The organism is Kineothrix alysoides (genome assembly GCF_000732725.1).
Lineage (GTDB): Bacteria > Bacillota > Clostridia > Lachnospirales > Lachnospiraceae > Kineothrix > Kineothrix alysoides.
Window position 1 is genome coordinate 1039224 of sequence record NZ_JPNB01000001.1, and the last position, 13291, is coordinate 1052514.

At 45.9% G+C, this 13291-nt stretch carries 10 protein-coding genes; all 10 read left to right on the plus strand.

Annotation, left to right across the window (positions count from 1 at the left end; translation table 11 throughout):
• Positions 1-55: 55 nt before the first annotated feature.
• The 10 genes from CC90_RS0104940 to CC90_RS0104985 all read left to right on the plus strand — a co-directional run bounded on the left by CC90_RS0104940 (position 56) and on the right by CC90_RS0104985 (position 13258).
• On the plus strand, positions 56-1618 hold the full coding sequence (locus tag CC90_RS0104940) for a bifunctional ADP-dependent NAD(P)H-hydrate dehydratase/NAD(P)H-hydrate epimerase (protein WP_031389707.1): 1563 nt from the start codon (positions 56-58) through the stop codon (positions 1616-1618).
• Entirely contained in the window at positions 1618-2832 is a 1215-nt protein-coding gene (gene alr / locus CC90_RS0104945) for an alanine racemase (protein ID WP_031389708.1), read from the plus strand. Before CC90_RS0104940 ends, alr begins: the two co-directional genes overlap by 1 nt.
• Positions 2833-2916: 84 nt before the next feature.
• On the plus strand, positions 2917-3258 hold the full coding sequence (locus CC90_RS0104950) for a type II toxin-antitoxin system PemK/MazF family toxin (protein WP_031389709.1): 342 nt from the start codon (positions 2917-2919) through the stop codon (positions 3256-3258).
• A gap of 85 nt (positions 3259-3343) precedes the next feature.
• Entirely contained in the window at positions 3344-4750 is a 1407-nt protein-coding gene (locus tag CC90_RS0104955) for a hemolysin family protein (protein WP_031389710.1), read from the plus strand.
• Positions 4751-5479, plus strand: a complete 729-nt coding sequence (locus tag CC90_RS0104960) for a YebC/PmpR family DNA-binding transcriptional regulator (protein ID WP_031389711.1) — start codon at positions 4751-4753, stop codon at positions 5477-5479.
• Between the two features lie 24 nt (positions 5480-5503).
• Positions 5504-6274, plus strand: a complete 771-nt coding sequence (locus CC90_RS0104965) for a CFI-box-CTERM domain-containing protein (protein WP_031389712.1) — start codon at positions 5504-5506, stop codon at positions 6272-6274.
• A gap of 24 nt (positions 6275-6298) precedes the next feature.
• Positions 6299-7582, plus strand: a complete 1284-nt coding sequence (locus CC90_RS0104970) for an O-acetylhomoserine aminocarboxypropyltransferase/cysteine synthase family protein (RefSeq protein ID WP_031389713.1) — start codon at positions 6299-6301, stop codon at positions 7580-7582.
• Positions 7583-7640: 58 nt separating this feature from the next.
• A complete protein-coding gene (locus CC90_RS0104975; protein WP_031389714.1) occupies positions 7641-9392 on the plus strand; it encodes a glycosyltransferase family protein in 1752 nt (583 codons plus the stop codon).
• Between the two features lie 400 nt (positions 9393-9792).
• Positions 9793-10560, plus strand: coding sequence for a ClpP family protease (locus tag CC90_RS0104980; RefSeq protein ID WP_051869289.1), 768 nt, complete (start codon positions 9793-9795; stop codon positions 10558-10560).
• Positions 10561-10633: 73 nt separating this feature from the next.
• Entirely contained in the window at positions 10634-13258 is a 2625-nt protein-coding gene (locus CC90_RS0104985) for a DNA translocase FtsK (protein ID WP_031389716.1), read from the plus strand.
• Positions 13259-13291 lie beyond the last annotated feature (33 nt).

The window sequence follows — 13291 nt, forward strand, 5'->3', positions numbered from 1 at the left end:
GGACAGGCATATCCGCATAAGACCTCTGGATTTGAAAAGGAGCATGAACGTAAATATGGAAAAAAAGTATTTTGTAACCTCTGCAGAAATGAAAAAATACGATAAAACTACGATAGAGCATTTTGAAGTGCCTTCTTTGGTGCTTATGGAGCGTGCCGCACTGGAGACAGCGGAAGAAATCGAAAAAAGATTCAAGAAGGGAAGCAGAGTACTGGTGATTTCGGGCACGGGAAATAATGGCGGTGACGGCATCGCAGTTGGACGGATTCTCATGCAGCGGGGCTATGAGGTGGATTTTGTCCTCATAGGCGAACAGGCAAAGTGCAGCAAAGAGACAAGGCGGCAACTGGATATCATTGCAAAATATGAATGTCCTATGAAAAGCAAAATTGAAAGTATGGAATATGATATAATTATAGATGCGCTGTTTGGAATCGGATTGTCGAGAAACGTAGAAGGAATATATAAAAACTGTATTGAGACGATGAATGATATATGTGGCTTCATCGTCTCTGTAGATATTCCATCCGGGATAAATGCCGATACGGGCGAAGTGATGAATGCAGCGGTAAAGGCGGATATCACCGTTACCTTCGCCTATGAAAAGCTAGGTCATATCCTATATCCGGGCTGCGAATACTGCGGTGAAGTGCTTTGTAAAGATATCGGGATTACGGATGAGAGCTTTTTGGGGGAAGAGCCCTTGGTATATTCCTATGCCGACCGTTATAAAGAGCAGGCTGCAGCGCTTATGCCGGCAAGAAACCGGGGAGGAAATAAGGGAACCTTCGGCAAGGTATTGGTGGTTGCAGGAAGCAGGAATATGAGCGGTGCCTGCGAGTTATGTGCAAGAAGCGCATATCGGATCGGTGCAGGCATGGTAAAGATTGTTACTCCGGAGGAAAACCGGGAAATCATACAGAAAAACCTGCCGGAGGCGCTGCTTTCTACTTATTCAGATGCGGAGAAGCCAGAGGCATGGGAGGTGTTTTCACAAGACTTAAAAGAAAGCATGAAATGGGCGGACTGTATCGTGATTGGGCCGGGAATCGGCAAGAGCGGCACAGCTCACCGCCTGTTTGAATACACAGTGAAAGAATCTGCGAAGGACCTTGTTATCGATGCGGACGGACTGAATCTTCTGGCAGAATCTGAAGAACTGCAGGAGAGTTTGCGTACCGCGGCATTAAGGGAAGGCAGGCAGATTATTATAACTCCTCATGTGGCAGAATTTGCAAGGCTGTACGGCTGCAAGCCAGAGGAGGTAAAGAAGGATATTATAAGCAAGACCAAGAAACTGGCCGACCGATTATGCGGTACCGTGGTATGCAAGGATGCAAGAACGGCAGTGGCTCATTATGAGGAAAGGTGCGTTTACTTAAATGTTACGGGCAATGACGGCATGGCCACTGCAGGTTCCGGGGATGTGTTAGCAGGTATTATCGCCGGGCTTTTAGCGCAGGGAGGAAAGGGAAGAGAGGCGGCCTTGACGGGAGTATTTCTCCATGGAAGGCTGGGCGATCTGGCGGCGGAGAAGACAGGGCGGTACGCGGTGATGGCGGGCGATCTGACGGAGCAGTTAAAGTACATTTTGAGTGATGAAGGGAAACGAAGATGATAGAAAAGTACAGCAGAGTTTATGCGTCGGTTGACTTGGACGCCATACATTCCAACATGGATCACATGAAGGCGAATATTGAGCCTGAGACGAAAATAATAAGTGTCATCAAAGCAGACGGATACGGCCACGGGGCTGTGCCGATCGCGCGAGAGTTAGAATCGCTTGATTATATCTTTGGATTTGCTACAGCGACGGTGGAAGAGGCTTTCATACTGCGCCACAGCGGGATTACCAAGCCGATTTTAATATTGGGATATGCGTTTCCTTATTGCTATGAGGAAATGATAAGAGAGAAAATTACCCCGACGGTATTTCGCAATGATACGCTGGAGGAGCTTTCCCTCTGCGCTTTGAAAATGAGGAAAGAGGCGGAGAAGGACGGCATAATGCCTGATAATATTCGCGTTAAGATCCATATCAAGGTGGATACCGGAATGTCCAGAATCGGAGTATCGCCTGATGAGGAGGGGCTTGAATTGGTGAAAAAGGCGCTTTCTATGCCGGAGATCGAGGTGGAAGGAATCTTTACACATTTCGCCAGAGCAGATGAGGCCGATAAAACAGCGGCAAAGCAGCAGATGAACACATTCAAGACTTTCATAGAAAAAACGAAAATGGAGACCGGATATGAAATACCGGTATGCCACTGTTCCAACAGTGCGGGGATTATTGGACTAAGGGAAGCAAATATGAATGTGGTCCGTGCCGGAGTGACCACGTACGGATTATGGCCGTCCGGCGAGGTGGAGCGGGATATCGTCCGCCTGATGCCGGCAATGGAGCTTAAGAGCCATATCGTATATATTAAGGAATTGAAGGCCGGAGCGGCGATAAGCTACGGCGGTACTTTCGTAACGAAGAGGATGACAAAGGCTGCAACGATACCGGTAGGTTATGGGGACGGTTATCCGAGAGGACTGTCCAATAAAGGATATGTTTTGGTGCGTGGACAGAAGGCACCGATTATCGGACGCATCTGCATGGATCAATTTATGGTGGATGTAACGGATATTCCGGAAGTGATAGAAGGCGATGAAGTAACATTGATAGGAAGAGATGGCGGAGAGAGTATCACGATGGAGCTTTTAGGGGAGCTGTCCGGCAGATTTAATTATGAACTCGCCTGCTTGATCGGCAAAAGAGTACCGAGAATTTATTTGAAAGAGGGAAAGGTCGTATTAACGAGGGATTATTTTCTCGATTTTGAGTAATAATTGAATACCTTCGGATAAACTGGCAATAATGTAACCTATAAAAGGTTTGCCATATATAAGTTTAAATGAAGGGTGAGAACTATGAAACGTGGAGACATATATTACGCGGACTTGCGGCCTGTGATTGGTTCAGAACAGGGCGGAGTGAGACCGGTACTTATTATACAGAACGATATAGGGAATAAGTATAGCCCCACCGTAATCTGTGCGGCGATTACATCGAAGATGAACAAGGCGAAGCTGCCCACACATATTGAGTTGAACGCAGAGAAATGCGATATGATGAAAGATTCGGTCATCTTGTTGGAACAGCTAAGGACGATAGACAAGAAAAGACTGAAAGACAGGGTATGCCACCTGGACGGCGAAATTATGAATAAAGTGAACGAAGGACTTCTTATCAGCCTCGATTTGAATACATAAGAAAGGGCTTAAACTTGACGATAAGAAAGTAAAATGATATAGTTTAGTGTGATATTTTATGAAGTACAAAAGGAGATGGAAAAGTATGGATGATGCTGGGCCTACTGCCAGTATAATTATTTTTGTCGTATTACTATTGATCGATGTGTTTTTTTATGGATTCGGTTCGGCAATTCACTGCCTGAATATAAAGGACGTGGAAAAAAGGGCGAAAGAGGAAAAAAATCAAAGATCCAAACGCCTTTATTCCATTATGGGAGATTCTGCGAAGTATGTGAGCACGGTGCAGTTAGTTTCCATTTTGATACACATCCTCATGGGCGGGCTCTTTCTAAGAATATGGATGCGAGGCATCCGCCAGTTTATGGATGGCTACCTGGGAACGGAAGCGACGGGGGTCCATTTGTTGGGGGCGGAAGCAATAAGTGTGATATCGCTTATTTTAACGACGGCGGCTTTGATTTACATATTGCTGACCTTCGGCGTGCTGCTTCCTAAAAGGCTGGGAGCAAGATATTCAGAGAAGTGGGCATATTTATGCATCAATCCGGTATACTACGCGACCAAAGCGCTATCTCCCTTTACAGGGTTGGCAGCGGTAACAGCCGGCGGTATCCTGCGTTTGTTCGGGATGAAAGAGGATAAAGACGTAAGCGATGTGACGGAAGAAGAAATCATATCTATGGTGAATGAAGGTCACGAACAAGGCGTTCTTCAAGCAGCGGAAGCGGAAATGATCACGAATATTTTCGAATTTGGCGATAAAGAAGCACAAGATATTATGACGCACAGAAAAAACATTGTTGCGGTAGAGGGAACCATGTCCTTAAAAGAAGCGATAAGCTTTATGATGGACTCCCATAACAGCAGGTTTCCTGTATATGAGGAAAACATTGACCATATTATTGGAATCGTGCATATGCGGGATGCGATGAGACTGCATAATTCCCGGGCAAAGGCGAATCTTCCGATCAAGGAAATCGATGGGCTTTTGCGGGCACCGGTATTCATTCCGGGGACCAAAAATATAGACGGGCTGTTTCAGATGATGCAGTCCACAAAGACACAGATGGTCATTATTGTGGATGAGTATGGGCAGACGTCGGGACTGTTGGCGATGGAGGATATTTTGGAGGAAATCGTCGGAAACATTATGGATGAATATGATGAGGACGAAGAATATATAGAAGAGACGGACAATGAAGATGAGTATATCATTGGCGGGCAGACTCCCTTAGAGGAGTTGGAGGAGCGGTTTGACATTTCCTTCGAGGAAGAGGAATTCGATACGCTCAACGGCTTTATTATTTCAAAGCTGGACAAGATTCCCGAGGAGGGCGAAGAGTTTGCTATCGACGTTGGAGGATATAATTTTAAAATATTGTCCGTGGAAAGCAAGATGATCTTAAGCGTTCTGGTAAGGAAAATCAAGGAGCCGGAACCGGAAGCTGTGTCTGAAGAAGATGAAAAGGAAAAAAAGGAGAAAAGTTAAATGTCAGGACATTCAAAATTCGCGAATATAAAGCATAAGAAGGAAAGGAACGACGCAGCTAAGGGAAAGATTTTTACCATTCTGGGAAGAGAAATTGCAGTATCGGTAAAGGAGGGAGGCCCGGATCCGTCGAACAACTTTAAGCTGTCGCAGGTAATCGCAAAGGCGAAGGCGAATAATATGCCTAATGATACGATTGACAGAGGAATTAAAAAGGCGGCGGGAGATGTAGGAAATGTAAACTATAAATATGTTACCTACGAGGGTTATGGCCCTAACGGCATTGCGATTATCGTAGATGCTCTTACCGACAACCAGAACCGCACAGCAGCTAATATAAGAAATGCTTTTACAAAAGGGCAGGGAAGTATTGGAACGCCGGGATGCGTATCGTTTATGTTCGACCAAAAGGGACAGATCATTATCGATAAAGAGGAATGCGAGATGGAAGCGGACGACCTCATGATGATTGCTCTCGATGCGGGAGCGGAGGACTTCTCCGAAGAGGAGGATAGCTACGAGATTCTGACGGACCCGGACAGCTTCGATGCGGTGAACAAGGCGCTTGCACAAGCAGGAGTTGACATGGTATCCGCGGAGGTAACCATGATACCTCAAAACTATGTGGAGCTTACGGATGAAACCGCGCTTAAAAATCTTCAGAAGACCTTGGATCTTCTCGATGAAGACGATGATGTACAGGCAGTTTATCACAACTGGAACGAATAGTTTCTACAAAGAGGATAGAAAAATATGAAAGAAACGCTGAAAAATATAGCACCACTTTTTGAAGAGATGGAAGTCCAGATTCGTGGATTTAAAAAAGATACATACAAAGATTTGCTGAACGCATATCTGGAGAAGAACCATGACTTTTTTGAGGAACTGAATCAAATGCTCGTTTCTGAAGAGGAGGAAGACGCCATAGGAGAATTTGCGGACTTTCTCGTTTCCTATGTGGCAGGTGTGTTGGAGGAAGAGAAGAATAAGGTGAAAAGAAGTAATCAGCAGTTGAACTTCAACATGTTCATGGCGATATATTTCATGCCTGCCGTTCTGGAGGGCAAGCAGGTGAAGGCACCGATTCTTACGGATACGATATGTGAAAGATGGGCAGTCAGGTTCAAAGGAAACAATATAAAAACTGCGGATGCAGCAAGCATTCAATCGGGATTTAAGAGCAAGCTGTGCTATGTGACTACGGCTGTATGCAGAAGCCTGAACAAGCCGGAGGATTGCTATGAGTTGAATCTTTTAAGGGACTACAGGGATAATTATCTTGCATTGACCGAAAATGGAGGGGCGTTAGTAAACAGATATTATGATATTGCGCCCACCATCGTAAAGAGGATCGATAAATCGGACCATGCGGAGGAAAAGTATCGTTATATATGGGAGAGATATTTGAAAGCGTGTATTGCCTATATCGAAACGGGCGAGAAGGAACAGTGCGGCAGAGAATATATAAAAATGATGGAAGAATTGCAGGAGCAATATATAATAACGGCGAAAGATAAGAAATAGACATGCCGTACGGGAGGGTATAAAATGAGCGGCGGATACGCAAAGGAAACGATATGTATTCAATCGGGCTGGAAGCCTAAGAACGGGGAGCCCAGAGTACTGCCGATTTATCAGAGCACTACATATAAATACGAGAGCTCCGAGCAGATGGGAAGACTGTTCGATTTGGAGGAAAGCGGCTTTTTTTATTCCAGGCTGCAGAATCCCACCAATGAGTTCGTAGCACAGAAAATCTGCGAGCTGGAAGGCGGTGTAGCGGCTATGCTGACGTCCTCCGGTCAGGCGGCGAGCTATTATGCGGTATTTAATATATGCGAGGCCGGTTCTCACGTGGTGCTTTCTTCCACGGTATATGGAGGAACGTTCAATCTTTTGACTGTTACTATGAAAAAGATGGGCATCGAGTGCACCGTGGTAGACCCCGATGCTTCGGAAGAGGAGTTAAATAAGGCATTTAAGGAGAATACGAGATGCGTGCTGGCAGAAACGATTGCCAATCCGGCGCTGGTCGTTTTGGATATAGAAAAATTCGCCCGTTTAGCGCACTCTCATCAAGTTCCTTTGATTATAGACAATACCTTTGCCACGCCCATTAACTGTACCCCGTTTCAGTGGGGAGCGGATATCGTGATTCATTCCACGACTAAATATATGGATGGTCATGCTATGTGTTTGGGTGGAGCGATTGTGGATTCCGGCAATTTTGACTGGAGTAAGTATCCTGACAAATACCCCGGACTCTGTCAGCCGGATGAATCTTATCATGGCATTACCTATACGGAGAAATTCGGCAAGCTGGCATATATTACGAAGGCGACTTCACAGCTCATGCGCGACCTGGGCTCTGCGCAGTCTCCACAAAATGCTTTTTTGCTGAATATAGGGCTGGAAACTCTGCATCTTAGAATTCCCAGGCATTGTGAGAATGCCCAGAAGGTGGCTGAGTATCTGGAAAAGCATGAAAAGATAGCTTGGGTAAATTATCCGGGACTTAAGGGAAATAAATATTATGAGCTGGCACAAAAATACATGCCGAAGGGAACTTGCGGAGTTATCGCCTTCGGGCCAAAGGGAGGACGCAGCGCGGCTTCCGGAATGATGGATTACCTGAAACTGGCGGCCATCGTGACGCATGTGGCAGATGCCAGAACATGTGTGCTGCATCCGGCCAGTCATACTCACAGGCAGATGTCGGATGCTCAGCTTGTGGAAGCGGGAGTCGCTCCCGATTTGATTCGTTTCTCGGTAGGAATTGAAAATGTTGATGATATTATAGCGGATTTGGAGCAGGCACTTAGGAAAATATAAGGAATACCTTTTTGACGGAAAGTATAAGATGGTATAAACCGTAAGGAAACGAAAGAACATGAAGATGAAGAAAACATGGTTTAGTTATCTGTTATGGTTGCTTTATATGGCAATAACAGGTATCTTGCTCGCGACCTGCATAATTACCATAAGCATCTATACGTGGGAGCTGAGCAATTATTTTGCGGCGGCGTGCGTGTGCCTGTTTTTTGCCGGTGTTGCGGGATTGTGGCTTGCCGGTTCAAAAATCGCGGCATATGCGGCCGATAGAATACCGAAGGATAAGCATTTTGCAAATATGTGGGAATGCTTTGTTGCCATGTGCATATTTGCCGGAGCTGTTTTATATCGTATTTATTATTTGCTGCATGCCGGTGAGGCGGTGGAGCGGAATCTGTTTTATGAAATGGCACAAGTGACGGATGGAGGAGGGATTCCCAATATCACTCACGGAGCCTCATATGTATATACGGCGCTTTTGTCCGCTGTATTTTCTTTTATGGGAAATAAAGCGGAAGCGGGAGTGGGATTACAGTTCGTCTTGCAGTTGCTTTCGATGCTCTTTCTTTATTTTGGAATTCGTCTGTTGTCAGGCAGGGTAACTGCTCTTTGTGCGACAGCTTTTATGGCGGTTTCTCCGGCATTTGTGACGAATATGTTCAGCCTTACTCCACAGGGGTTATATCTGCTTTTATATGCGGCTGGGCTTTGGATGACGGGTTTATATTTGCGCGGACTGGTAAAGGGCGGTTATAGAAGGGCGGGAAGTTATTTCTCTTTCTTGCTGCTGGGAATTTACATAGGAATGATATCCTATTTGGATATTTTGGGAATTACGCTTTTCTTTTTTGCCGGTATGTGCTTTGTGGCGGTAAAAGGAAGCGGAAGGGGTTCGAAGGAAAGCAAAAATATCGGTGTTGGAATACAGTTTATCGTGATCCTTATTGCAGCATTGCTTACGGCAGCGGGGATTATAAAGCTGGATGCAGTATATTCGGGACAGAGTTTCGAGGATATAGCCGCCGTATGGGCCTTGCAGTATAGCGATAACATCCACCCCCACTATTCCATTCCGGGACCGGATGTGCAGCCCGTTGTCAGTCTGGTCGTATGTTTTATCGCGGCTCTTGGTGCAGTAGGATTCTTGATGCGGAGATATCAGAAAATGGATGCCTGGGTACTGTTTCTTGCTGCGCTTACTGCTATAAGCTTTTCAGGAATCGGACGGATGGATTACGGAATTTTTGCAGCCGTTATATGGGGGACGTTGGCAGGACTGGGACTTTGCTCTATGGGAGCAGAGGCAGAAGAAAAAGCTGAGATTTCTCCGGCGGCAGAAAAGCTGCGGATTAATGAAATAGAGGTCGAAGAGATACAGGTGGACAATGCGCCGGAAAGCGATACACAAGCAGAAATTGTGCGAGTGGAAGATATACAGAAAAGTGATGTGCAATCAAAGGCAGCGCTGGAAGAAACTGTGCAGAAAGATGATATGCCGTTGGAAACTGTGCCAATAGAAGTTGTGCAAAAAGATGATATGCGCACAGAAGCTATACCGTCAAAAGGAATTGAGCAATCAACGATAGACGGCAACCTGGTGAGAATAGAAAGCATAAATATAGATAAGGAAGCGTTAAGCGAGGAAAGGGGAGGAAAAGAAGAGATTAAGAAAGAAATAAAATTTATAGAAAACCCTCTCCCCCTTCCGAAAAAGCATGTAAAGAAGGATATGGATTACGCCATAGAGGTATTGTCCGAACAGATGGATTACGATATTTCCCCTAAGGAAAACGATGATTTCGATATTTGATTAATAACTTTTCCTGATTTTCAGACCGCTTTGCGGCTTTGGCAGATGCCGGAGCGAAAGCGGTCTTATTTATCTTATAGGAAAATACGTCCTATAAGATAAAAGCCCTTCGGGCAGGATGCGCAGCTGCGCGCGCGGAACAAAAGCTGTGCTATCGAAGAGTCTGGTCACAAGAGTATGTGAAGAACACTTTTGTTGTTACTGTTCACTCCGTTCTCAGCAACGCATGATTTCTGCATTTAAATTCGCTCCGTGAAGCAGAAATCATCCCTTGAATCACTTTCTTACGCAGCTTAACAGTAAATGTTAAGCTACTGTGTTACAGTAACCGTTTGTTCTATGTATAAAAAAATGAATTCCATGCAAACTAAGGACAGAAATTGTAAAACTGGAGGCAACTATGGGAAATCAAAAGTCAAAGGATATCGAAAAGGAAGAAAAGGATGTGGACAAAAAAGCGGAGGGCGAAAAGCACCGCGATGAAAGAATCGAAAGAACCGGCCAGATTACGCTGGATAAAAACGATAAGAAGCATAAAATTCATCTGATTACCATTATTGGAGAAATAGAAGGGCATGAAAATCTAAACGGCAGCTCCAAGACGACCAAGTATGAGCATATTTTACCGGAACTGGCAGCGATCGAGGACAGTAATGAAATCGATGGAGTATTAGTTTTGCTCAATACGATGGGAGGAGACGTGGAGGCTGGGCTTGCCATAGCGGAGATGATAGCCTCTTTAAGCAAGCCAAGCGTATCTCTCGTTCTGGGAGGAAGTCATTCCATCGGCGTGCCGATTTCAGTGAGCACCAATTATTCCTACATTGTTCCTACGGGAACGATGGTCATTCATCCGGTAAGGATGAATGGAATGGTCATTGGCGTGCCCCAGACTTTCGATTATTTCAAACAAATCCAAAACCGTATCACCGGATTCGTATGCAGCCATTGCAAGATCAGTAAATCCAGGTTCGAAGAGCTGATGATGGAGACCGGAGTGCTGACAAAGGATGTAGGAACGATTCTCGTCGGGCAGGAGGCAGTGAATGAAGGAATCATTAACGAGGTAGGCGGAGTAAAGGAAGCCATGGAGCATTTACACAGCATTATAGATAAAGAAAAAAGTAAAAATACCGGTAAGGCCGAGAATAAAAAAAGAAATGTATGAGGATGACAACTTTCATTTTAGATGCTATACTATATAAGTTCAGTAAATTACGCAGACTTAGGGGGCATATAGTATGGCATCCGGACAAGGAAATAGAAAGGGAACGGCTAAGAAAAGTTATTCCCGCAATACGTCTTCGGGAAAACGAAAGACGACGAATTCAAAATCCTCCAGACAAAGTGAACCTATGGACAGCGCAATCAAAAATGAAGTAATACTGATAGGTGTGTTTGCGCTGGCAGTCTTTTTGTTCTTGTGTAATTTCGGTATTGTCGGTGTATTCGGAGACTCAATCAGCAGTATGCTGTTCGGTCTCTTCGGGCTGACAGCTTACATAGCGCCGGTGGTATTGTTCCTTACAGTTGCCTTCGGCATCTCCAATCGGGGAAATAGGATTGCAACGAGGAAATTAGTAGCGGCAGTACTTCTTTTTCTCTTAGTCGGTATGTCCTGCGATTTATTCGCCGGAGCATGGACGCAGGATTCGCTTTATAACGTAAAGGAAATATATGAAAGATGCAGTGAAAGTAAGAATGGCGGAGGCGTAATAGCCGGAACGCTTACCTTCCTTAGCTATCATTTTTTGTCCATGGTGGGTACCGTGCTTATGATTATCGTGCTGGCAGTGATTTGTCTGGTAATACTCACGGAGAAATCGCTGGTGGGCAGTGTACGAAGCAGCGGACAGAGAGTCTATGAGAGGACAAAGGAAGATGCTTACGTAAGAAAAGAGCGGGTTCAGGAGAAACGGGCCAAGCAGGAGCAGTTGCGCAGGACGAAGGAAGAGGAACGCAGGCTTCGGGCGCAGGAGAGCGAGGACGAGAAGATTCTTCGCATGGATAAAAAGGTTACCGGTGTTATGCTGGATACAGCGCTTATGTCCAAGGAAGAGGAAAAGGAAAGCGCGCCCAGCGACGATATTCATGAAATTACATGGACGGATTTCGACACGAACGATATAAAAGAGGTGGATGTGACCGTAAAAAATTCAGGAGAAAACGTTCACGCCATCGATTTCGACAAAATACATATTACTTCGGCACAGCAAATGGATATGTTCGAGGAGGAAGAGGATGAGGAAGAAATACATCAGGAGCAGGTAAGGGCTTCGTCCGATGTAATAGACCCTCTTCGAGCTGCCGACTCAGTGAAAAAGAACGATATATCTCAGAACATGGAGAACATGATAAAGGCTCAGGAAAAGGGCGGCACGAAAAAGTATGTCTTTCCGCCGCTTAGGCTTCTGCAAAAAGGTGCGGCCAAAGGAACTGCGGATTCCGCTGCTCAATTGAAGGAGACGGCAATGCACTTGCAGCAGACTTTGGCTACCTTCGGCGTAAAGGTTACGATTACCGATATCAGTCAGGGACCGGCGGTAACCAGATATGAGATGCAGCCGGAGCAGGGCGTTAAGGTAAGCAGGATCGTAGGGCTTTCGGATGATATCAAGCTGAATCTGGCGGCTACGGACATTCGAATTGAGGCACCGATTCCAGGAAAAGCAGCGGTGGGAATAGAAGTGCCCAACAAAGAAAATTCGGCGGTATCCCTCAGAGATTTGCTGGAATCGAAGGAGTTCAAGGAATTCCCTTCCAAGCTGGCATTTGCGGTAGGTAAGGATATCGGCGGCAAGACGGTGGTTGCGGACATCGCTAGGATGCCCCATATGCTTATTGCAGGGGCTACCGGTTCCGGCAAGTCGGTCTGCATCAATACGCTTATTATGAGTATTTTATATAAAGCCCATCCTGATGAGGTCAAACTCATCATGGTGGATCCCAAGGTCGTGGAGCTTAGCGTTTATAACGGGATTCCCCACCTGCTCATTCCGGTGGTGACCGATCCGAAGAAAGCGGCGGCGGCACTTCATTGGGGTGTTGCGGAAATGACCGAAAGATATAAGCAGTTTGCAGATTACAATGTACGCGATCTAAAGGGCTTCAACAAAGCCGCAGAGGAAAGAAGGGCAAAAGGAGAGGCGGATGTTCCGGCTCCCATGCCTCAGATTGTGATTATTGTAGACGAGCTTGCGGACCTTATGATGGTAGCTCCCGGAGAAGTGGAGGAATCTATCTGTCGTTTGGCGCAGCTAGCCAGAGCGGCCGGCATCCATTTGATCATAGCGACGCAGCGGCCCTCTGTAGATGTTATTACAGGTCTTATCAAAGCGAATATGCCAAGCCGCGTGGCCTTTGCGGTATCCAGCGGCGTGGATTCCCGTACTATTTTGGATATGAACGGTGCGGAGAAGCTGTTAGGAAAGGGCGATATGCTCTTTTACCCTCAGGGCTACCCCAAGCCGGCGAGAATACAAGGCGCCTTTGTCTCGGACAAGGAGGTGTCGGATGTGGTGGATTACTTGAAGAATCAGGCGATTGGCAATATTTACAGCGAAGATGTGGAAGAGAAGATACAGAATATGGGTACGGCAAGTCAAGGCTCTGCCGGTGCGGGAGAAGATGGCACAGGCAGCAGCAGAGATCAGTATTTTGTGGAGGCAGGAAAATTTATTATAGACAAGGATAAGGCCTCTATCGGAATGCTGCAAAGAGTTTTTAAAGTAGGGTTTAACCGGGCGGCACGCATTATGGACCAGTTGTGCGATGCAGGTGTGGTAGGTGAAGAAGAAGGCACCAAGCCGAGGAAAGTATTAATGAGTATGGAAGAGTTTGAGCAGCTCATCGAGGAAGAAATATAGGGCAGGGCTCGTAAAGAAAGGACAGGTCATCGG

Coding starts and splice junctions, on each gene's coding strand:
- CC90_RS0104960 (WP_031389711.1), top strand. CDS start 4,751: ATGTCAGGACATTCAAAATTCGCGAATATAAAGCATAAGAAGGAAAGG.
- CC90_RS0104985 (WP_031389716.1), top strand. CDS start 10,634: ATGGCATCCGGACAAGGAAATAGAAAGGGAACGGCTAAGAAAAGTTAT.
- CC90_RS0104955 (WP_031389710.1), top strand. CDS start 3,344: ATGGATGATGCTGGGCCTACTGCCAGTATAATTATTTTTGTCGTATTA.
- CC90_RS0104975 (WP_031389714.1), top strand. CDS start 7,641: ATGAAGATGAAGAAAACATGGTTTAGTTATCTGTTATGGTTGCTTTAT.
- CC90_RS0104950 (WP_031389709.1), top strand. CDS start 2,917: ATGAAACGTGGAGACATATATTACGCGGACTTGCGGCCTGTGATTGGT.
- CC90_RS0104970 (WP_031389713.1), top strand. CDS start 6,299: ATGAGCGGCGGATACGCAAAGGAAACGATATGTATTCAATCGGGCTGG.
- CC90_RS0104965 (WP_031389712.1), top strand. CDS start 5,504: ATGAAAGAAACGCTGAAAAATATAGCACCACTTTTTGAAGAGATGGAA.
- CC90_RS0104940 (WP_031389707.1), top strand. CDS start 56: ATGGAAAAAAAGTATTTTGTAACCTCTGCAGAAATGAAAAAATACGAT.
- CC90_RS0104980 (WP_051869289.1), top strand. CDS start 9,793: ATGGGAAATCAAAAGTCAAAGGATATCGAAAAGGAAGAAAAGGATGTG.